Consider the following 6,670-nt stretch of genomic DNA (forward strand, 5'->3'; position numbering starts at 1 on the left):
CGTGAGCGAAAGGGCTCAGGCGCGAGACACGTACTCGGCGCTGCGGGTATCAACCTTGAGGACTTCGCCCTGGTTGATGAACAGCGGCACACGCACCACGGCACCGGAAGACAGGGTCGCCGGCTTGGAGCCACCGTTGGCGGTGTCGCCCTTGAGGCCCGGGTCCGTCTCGACGACTTCCAGCTCGATGAAGTTCGGCGCGGTGACGGCGATCGCGTTGTCGTTCCACAGCGTGATGGTGTAGACGACCTGCTCTTTCAGCCACTTGACCGTGTCGCCCAGCGCCTTGCCATCGACAGCGTACTGCTCGAAGGAGCCATCGGTACGCATGAAGTGCCACATCTCACCGTCGGTGTAGAGGTATTCCATGTCGACTTCCATGACATCGGCGGCTTCGATGCTCTCGCCGGACTTGAAAGTACGCTCCCATACACGACCGGTCTTCAGGTTGCGCAGCTTGACGCGGTTGAAGGCCTGGCCCTTGCCCGGCTTGACCAGTTCGTTATCGACGATGGCACAGGGATCATTGTCCAGCATCACTTTCAGACCGGACTTGAATTCGTTGGTAGAATAGTTGGCCATCTTGCTCGCTCTCGACTCGTTAACGGGTCTTGCCCGCCATGAATTCCAGATTGCAGTCAATTGGCTGCAATCATGACTAGAAGTGATGCGCATGATAACCCGAACCCCTGCATCCTTGCATACCATCCCGCACACCAGCCACGAAAGTCGTGCCTCAGAGGCCTTCTCATCTGCCGCTGAAGCCCCGTCGGCCCCGAATGACTGGCGTGCACAGCTACGCGACGTGATCCGCTCTCCACAGGCTCTGCTGGAGCGCCTGGGGCTGGAGCGCGAATGGCTTCCGGGCGCCCGCGACGGCCATGAACTGTTCTCGATTCGTGTTCCCGAGGCCTATGCCAGCCGAATTCGTCACGATGACCCCGACGACCCACTGCTGCGCCAGGTGCTGCCGCTGGACGCCGAGACCGATGTGCTCGACGGCTACGTCACCGATCCGCTGGAAGAGGCCGAGCATACGCCGCTGCCGGGACTGATCCACAAGTACACCAACCGGGTGCTGCTGATGGCCAGCGGCGGCTGCGCGATCAACTGCCGCTACTGCTTCCGCCGTCACTTCCCCTATGAGGACCACCAACCCAGCCGCGCGCAGTGGCAGGATATCCTCGACTACCTGCGCGCCGACGAGCGCATCCACGAGGTGATCCTGTCCGGCGGCGACCCGCTGGTCTCCCCCGACAAGCGCCTGGCGTGGCTGGTGGAGTCGCTGGGCGAGATCCCGCATCTCAAGCGCCTGCGCATCCACACGCGCCTGCCGGTGGTGATTCCGGACCGCGTCAATGACGAGCTGCTCGGCTGGCTGGGTGCCACGCGCCTGCAGAAGGTGCTGGTCATTCACACCAACCATGCCAACGAGCTGGACGACGCCGTCGCTGCCGCCATGACTCGCCTCAAGAGCGCCGGCGTCACCCTGCTCAATCAGGGAGTCATCCTGCGCGGCGTCAATGACAGCGTGGAAGTGCAGACGGCCCTCGCCGAGCGCCTCTTCGAGTGCGGCGTACTGCCCTACTACCTGCATGCCTTCGACCCCGTGCAGGGCGCCGCCCACTTCGCGGTCAGCGATGAAGAGGCCTGCAACCTGATGGAAGCGCTGCTTGAGCACCTGCCCGGCTTCCTGATGCCGCGCCTGGTACGTGAAGTGCCCGGCCGACGCTCCAAGACACCTCTATCCAAGCCCCCTCTGTCCAAGCCCACGTTGTCCAAGCCCACAGTGTCCAAGACACATCCGGGAGTCGACGCCGCCACCACTGACCCTTCGGCGTCTTCCCCTGCGGGTGACGAGCGCGAGCCATCTTCGCTCAACCTGACGGGTATCATCGCCAGCGCGTGAATGGCGCCCTGGCAGCGTGAGGCAACAACAGGCGGCGTGCTGCACAAAATTTGCTACTATCGCTGGCCAATTTCATCATCGGCACACGCCCCGAGAGGCGTGGCCACGCTCAAGGAGCCCATCACATGCCTCATCTCGTCATTGATTATGCCGACAGTCTGGCCCCCAGCCTCGACATGGACGCGATCATGGATGACCTGCATGCCGCTGCCATGCAAAGTGGCCTGTTCAAGGAAACCGACATCAAGGTGCGCGCGGAAAGCTGGCGCCACTGGCGTCTGGCCGGCAATCAGGCACCGCTGGCGCACAAGCACGGCTTCGTCAATCTGCACTGCCACCAGCTGGAAGGCCGCAGCGATGACGACAAGTCGCGCCTGGCGGATATCCTGATGGAGGCCCTCAAGCCTCACTGCGAGGCGGCCCGCGAAGTCAGCGTGGAGATCGTCGAGATCACCCGCGCGACCTATCGCAAGCACAAGGCCTGAGCGCACAGGTGTCTCTCCGCCCCTGAGGCCGCAGACGAAAACGCCCCGTGACCGAAAGCCACGGGGCGTTTTTCCTTCTCGCAATCAGCGATTCAGCCAACGGGCGAACTCAGGTGCCCGTCATGGCCATCGGGACGTGAAGCAGGTCATTGAGACGATGGGCGTGTTCGGCGGCCTCACGGCCCACCGACGTCAGATAGCCGCCATCCGGCAGCGTGGTCAACCCCTTGGCATGCAGACGCTCGGCGGCGGCCACCATGTCGGGACTGGCATCGTGGCGAATCTTCAAGCCCTTGAGGGCGGCATCATGCGGAAACAGGCACAGCAGGTGCAGTTCATCGTCATAGGGTGACGGCATGGGCAAACTCCTGACGGCGTGGCGAGTGGCGTTTCAGTATGGCGTCAACTGACGAGCGACGAGTCGTCGGCGCTTCCCCTCCAGTCTAGCCCTCACACCCGAAAGCGCATTGCTGCTTTGGGACTATTCTGCGACCTGATGACCAGACGACAACGCCCCCATCGCGGCGGCGATGGGGGCGTTGTCACTCACATACTGGCTTGTCACTCAGCGCAGGCATTCAGCAGCTGAATCACGGATCAGTGCTCGAGATCCTGCTGGCGATAGCCCATCAGGTAGAGCACGGCATCCAGGCCCAGGGTCGAGATCGACTGGCGCGCCTGTTCACGCACCAGCGGCTTGGCGCGGAAGGCGATGCCCAGCCCCGCCTCGGCCAGCATCTTGAGGTCATTGGCACCGTCACCGACGGCGATGGTCTGCTCCATGCGCAGGCCATGACGCTCGGCGATCTCGCGCAGCAGCAGCGCCTTGCGCTCGGCATCGACGATCGGCTCGCGCACTTCACCGGTGACCTTGCCATTGACGATCACCAGCTCATTGGCGTGGATCTCATCGAAGCCCAGCAACTGCTGAAGATGACGCGCGAAGTAGGTGAAGCCGCCGGACAGGATCGCGGTGCGATAGCCCAGCGCCTTGAGGTTGGCCATCAGGCGCTCGACCCCATCCATCAGCGGCAGATTGGCGGCGATATCGGCCAGCACCGACTCATCCAGGCCTTCCAGCTTGCTCATGCGTTCGCGGAAGCTTTCCTTGAAGTCCAGCTCGCCCCGCATGGCCCGCTCGGTGACTTCCGAGACTTCCTCGCCGACACCGTGACGACGCGCCAGCTCGTCGATCACCTCGGTCTGGATCAGCGTCGAATCCATGTCGAAGCAGATCAGGCGACGATGCCGACGCCAGATATCGTCTTCCTGGATCGCGATATCGACACCGTGCAGCGCGCCCAGCGCCAGCGCCTTCTCGCGCAGGGCATTGATGTCGGTGCCACTCTCCGGCAGGCGCAGCCAGCACTCGACACAGGCGCCTTCGGCCGGTGACTCGCCATCCAGCGGCTCACGCCCCGACAGACGATGCATCAGCTCGACGGTGATGCCGAATTCGGCCGTCAGGCCGCCGACCTCGGCCAGAATGCCGGCCGGCAGACACGGCGCCAGCAGCGTCAGAATCCAGCGCGGGCGCTCCGCCTGATGGCTCCAGCGCGCATATTCCTCAGCACCGACCTGCACGGCCTGCACATCCAGCCCCAGCTGTTCACCGGCGGCGGCCAGCGCGGCCTCCAGGTCGGACTCCGCGCCGAGAGCCACCAGCGCTTCCAGCGACACCAGCCCGAAGGTCACGCTCTGATTGATGTCCAGCAGTCGTGCGCCGCTGCGCGCCAGCGCCTGGCCAAGCCCTGCCAGCTGTCCTGGACGAGCCGTACCGGTGGCACGGATCAAGATACGTTGTGTCATTGGAAAATCATTCCTGAGCAATGAATCATCAAGGTGTCGCCCACGGGACATGTCGGCGTCAACGCCGACGCACCTCAGCTAACAAGCCAGGCCATCCGGCCCGGATTCAACTATCGACGGCCAGACGGTCGACCTTCTGGAAGCCCTTGGGCAGCTTGCTGCCGCGGCGGCCACGCTCGCCACGATAATAATCGAGATCCGCCCCCTTGAGCAGGGTCTTGCGCTTGCCGGCATGCACCACCAGGGTCGCGCCGGCGGGCAAGACCACCAGCGAGCGCACGAACTCCTCGCGGTTGGCGGCGCGTTCGCCCGGAATCGACAGCATCTTGTTGCCCTTGCCCTTGGACATCTCGGGCAGCTCGGAGAGCGGGAAGACCAGCAGGCGCCCTTCGTTGGACACCACCGCCACTTCCAAGGCCGTGAGCGTGCCATCGGTAGCCTCCGGCACTGTCGGCACCTCGACCGGTGGCAGCACCGCACAGCCGCGCGGCAAGGTCAGTGCCGCCTTGCCGGACTTGTTCTTGCCGGTGAGCTGCTCGAGCGTGGTCACGAAGCCATAGCCGCCATCGGAGGCCAGCAGATAGCGCGCGGAAGGCGCATCGAGCAGCAGCCCGACCATCGCCGCCCCCGCCGCTGGATTCATGCGCCCGGTGATCGGTTCACCCTGCCCGCGTGCACTGGGCAGATTGTGCGCGGCCAGGGTGTAGGCACGCCCGGTGTCATCCAGCAGCACCAGCGGCTGATTGGTCTTGCCGCGCGCCGCCAGATGGAAGCGGTCGCCGGCCTTGTAGGACAGGCCTTCGGGGTCGATATCATGCCCCTTGGCGGCACGGATCCAGCCCTTCTCGGACAGCGCGACGGTGATCGGGTCGGCGCCCATCAGCTCGACTTCCGACAGCGCCTTGGCTTCGCCGCGCTCGACCAGCGGCGAGCGACGTGCATCACCGAAGTCGGTGGCGGCCTGCTCAAGCTCACTGTCGATCAGGTCCGTCAGTGCCTCGTCATTGCCCAGCAGATGCTTGAGGTGCTTGCGCTCGCGCTTGAGCTCGTCCTGCTCGCCACGCAGCTTCATCTCTTCAAGACGCGCCAGGTGACGCAGACGCAGCTCGAGGATCGCCTCGGCCTGACGCTCGGAGAGCTGGAAGGTCTCGATCAGGCTGGCCTTGGGGTCTTCCTCCTCGCGGATGATGCGAATCACCTCGTCGAGATTCAGGTAAGCCGTCAGCAGACCCTCGAGGATATGCAGACGGTCCTCGACCTTGGCCAGACGATGCTCGAGGCGACGACGCACGGTGGCGCGACGATAGCGCAGCCACTCGGCCAGCATCTCGTGCAGCGCCATCACCCGCGGGCGCCCCTTGAGATCGATGACGTTCATGTTGACGCGCGCGTTCTTCTCGAGGTCCGTGGTGGCGAACAGGTGCGCCATCAGGCCTTCGATATCGACACGATTGGAGCGCGGCTGAATCAGCAGGCGCGTCGGGTTCTCGTGGTCGGACTCATCACGCAGGTCCGCGACCATCGGCAGCTTCTTGGCCTGCATCTGGGCGGCGATCTGCTCGATCACCTTGGCACCGGAGACCTGATACGGCAGCGCCGTGATCACGATATCGCCCTCTTCCAGCACATAGCGGGCGCGCATCTTCACGCTGCCACGACCGGTGCGGTAGAGCTTGGCGAGGTCGGTGCGCGGCGTGATGATCTCCGCCTCGGTGGGGAAGTCCGGTGCCGGCAGATATTCCATCAGCTGATCGCTGTCGGAGTCCGGATGACGCAGCAGATGGCGCGTGGCGGCCACGACTTCATGCACGTTGTGCGGCGGGATGTCGGTCGCCATGCCCACCGCGATGCCGGTGGTACCGTTGAGCAGCACATTGGGCAGACGCGCCGGCAGCACCTTGGGCTCGTTCATGGTGCCATCGAAGTTGGGCACCCAGTCGACGGTGCCCTGGGAGAGCTCGGACAGCAGCACCTCGGAGTACTTCGACAGCCGCGATTCGGTGTAACGCATCGCCGCGAAGGACTTGGGGTCATCCTGGCTACCCCAGTTGCCCTGGCCATCCACCAGCGGATAGCGATAGCTGAACGGCTGCGCCATCAGCACCATCGCCTCGTAACAGGCGCTGTCACCGTGGGGGTGGAACTTGCCCAGTACGTCGCCGACGGTACGCGCCGACTTCTTGTACTTGGCATTGGCCGTCAGGGACAGTTCGCGCATGGCGTAGACGATGCGGCGCTGCACCGGCTTCATGCCATCGCCGACATGCGGCAGGGCGCGGTCGAGAATCACGTACATCGAGTAGTCGAGGTACGCCTTTTCGGTGTAGTCGCGCAGGGCCAGACGTTCGACGTCACCCTCCGCGACCTGGATATCCATGCTCATGGGCGCTTGACCTTGATTACGAGCGTAAAACCGGGGAGCGCCTGACTGTGGCGCTCCCGAAAGAATGCTGTCGCGCAGCTTGTC

At 64.1% G+C, this 6,670-nt stretch carries 5 protein-coding genes and 1 pseudogene; 2 read left to right on the forward strand and 4 right to left on the reverse strand.

What is annotated here, in order from left to right:
- Nucleotides 1-15: 15 nt before the first annotated feature.
- Complete coding sequence (gene efp / locus AC4FAH_RS09530) at nt 16-582, reverse strand: elongation factor P (RefSeq protein WP_043335182.1); 567 nt, start codon at nt 580-582, stop codon at nt 16-18.
- 91 nt (nt 583-673) lie between these two features.
- On the opposite strand from efp, the pseudogene epmB reads away from it, so the two are divergent.
- Both epmB and AC4FAH_RS09540 read left to right on the forward strand, forming a co-directional pair.
- Nucleotides 674-1,747 (forward strand): annotated as a pseudogene (gene epmB, locus AC4FAH_RS09535) (EF-P beta-lysylation protein EpmB); the annotation flags it as partial.
- Between the two features lie 287 nt (nt 1,748-2,034).
- Nucleotides 2,035-2,394, forward strand: coding sequence for a 5-carboxymethyl-2-hydroxymuconate Delta-isomerase (locus AC4FAH_RS09540; RefSeq protein ID WP_043335180.1), 360 nt, complete (start codon nt 2,035-2,037; stop codon nt 2,392-2,394).
- A gap of 109 nt (nt 2,395-2,503) precedes the next feature.
- Here AC4FAH_RS09540 and AC4FAH_RS09545 read toward each other — a convergent pair whose 3' ends face one another.
- The 3 genes from AC4FAH_RS09545 to parC all read right to left on the reverse strand — a co-directional run bounded on the left by AC4FAH_RS09545 (nt 2,504) and on the right by parC (nt 6,586).
- The gene (locus AC4FAH_RS09545) at nt 2,504-2,752 is read right to left on the reverse strand and encodes a TIGR02647 family protein (RefSeq protein ID WP_043335179.1); all 249 of its coding nucleotides are present in this window, start codon (nt 2,750-2,752) and stop codon (nt 2,504-2,506) included.
- Between the two features lie 239 nt (nt 2,753-2,991).
- Nucleotides 2,992-4,203 (reverse strand): phosphoserine phosphatase SerB, encoded by a 1,212-nt coding sequence (gene serB, locus AC4FAH_RS09550; RefSeq protein WP_131431580.1) that lies wholly within the window; start codon nt 4,201-4,203, stop codon nt 2,992-2,994.
- Between the two features lie 106 nt (nt 4,204-4,309).
- The gene (gene parC, locus AC4FAH_RS09555; protein ID WP_286988759.1) at nt 4,310-6,586 is read right to left on the reverse strand and encodes a DNA topoisomerase IV subunit A; all 2,277 of its coding nucleotides are present in this window, start codon (nt 6,584-6,586) and stop codon (nt 4,310-4,312) included.
- Nucleotides 6,587-6,670: the final 84 nt, after the last annotated feature.

The sequence above is a fragment of the Cobetia sp. genome, assembly GCF_983723665.1.